This is a genomic window from Limnohabitans planktonicus II-D5 (assembly GCF_001270065.2).
Taxonomy (GTDB): Bacteria; Pseudomonadota; Gammaproteobacteria; order Burkholderiales; family Burkholderiaceae_C; genus Limnohabitans_A; species Limnohabitans_A planktonicus.
In genome coordinates this window covers 1-1,220 of record NZ_LFYT02000095.1, presented here as the reverse complement: position 1 = coordinate 1,220, position 1,220 = coordinate 1, and the positions used below count along the sequence as shown (strand labels likewise).

The 1,220-nt window shown below is 58.1% G+C and carries 1 protein-coding gene; it reads right to left on the bottom strand.

All coding sequences use genetic code 11. The annotated features are described in order from the left end of the window. On the bottom strand, positions 1-1,199 hold a 1,199-nt coding region (gene ltrA, locus H663_RS40910; RefSeq protein ID WP_240620606.1), incomplete at its 3' end, for a group II intron reverse transcriptase/maturase. Positions 1,200-1,220: the final 21 nt, after the last annotated feature.

Below are 1,220 nucleotides of genomic sequence, written 5' to 3'. Positions count from 1 at the left end.
TGCAATCGGGCCTGCGTCATGGTGAACAGCCCCAACTCAGCGAAGTACACATTTGGCCAGCGTTTGTGATCGGCATGGCACCTTCCCATCCCCGGACGCTTTTCCTGCTTGCGCAGCATTGCACGCAGTCTCCTGCGTATGAATCCGTCTATTTTTCGGAACGTGCTTTTGCACGCATGCTTGAAGTAGCCAAACCACCCCTTGAGCATAGGGCCAAGATCTTCAATGACAACGCGCAGACTCTCGCCTCTCGTGCGCTTGGTCTTTTCTCGCACCTTGTCTTTCAAGCTCTTGAGACTCTTGTCCCGCACCCAGCGTCTGCCCGCCTCAAATCGGTAGCCCAGGAACTCAAAGCCCTGTCCCCTTTGCGTGCAGTCCCCTACATGGGTCTTGTCCGGGTGCAAGCTCAGCCCGTTTTGCCCTACCCACTGCTTGACCTGCTCCAGTGCCTCGTGCGCTTGTTGCGCCGTCGTGCACAGAATCACGAAGTCGTCCGCGTAGCGCACCATTCGGTAGCCCTGCGCCTTCATCTTCACGTCCAGCGGATGCAGGTACAAATTGGCCAGCAACGGGCTGATGACCGCCCCTTGCGGGGTGCCCGCCGTCGGCGTCCATCTGCGCATCTCTTGCACGATGTCTTGCTGTAGCCAGCCTTTAAACAAAGCCAGCAGCCTTCCATCGCTGATGTGCGCTCCGATCCTGTCCATCAGTGCCTCATGGGGGATGCTGTCAAAGTACCCCTGCAGGTCTGCATCCACCACATGGGTGTAGCCTTCCTTCAATAGTGCATCGACTTGCCGCAGCGCGTCTTTGCAGCCCCTGCCGGGTCGAAACCCGTAGCTCGTGCCCTCAAACTCGTTCTCAAAGATCGGCTCAATCACCCGCTTGACCGCCGTCTGGACTATCCTGTCCTTGACCGTCGGGATGCCCAGGGGCCGCGTTTTACCGCCAGCTTTGGGTATTTCTACCCGCCGCACCGCCTGGGGCCTGTACTCTCCTTGCTCCAGTTGTCTGGACAGCTCGCTCAGGTACCGCTGTTCATGCGCCGCAAATCCTTCAATGCTTTGCCGGTCTATGCCCCATGCCCCTTTGTTCGCTTTGACTTGTTGCCAAGCCGCTTGCAAGGTGCTTAGGCGCCAGACCTTGTCGATCAAACTGAACCACTTGTTTCCTTTGACGCCGTTGCCCAGCGCCGCCAACATACGATCCGTCCAGACTTC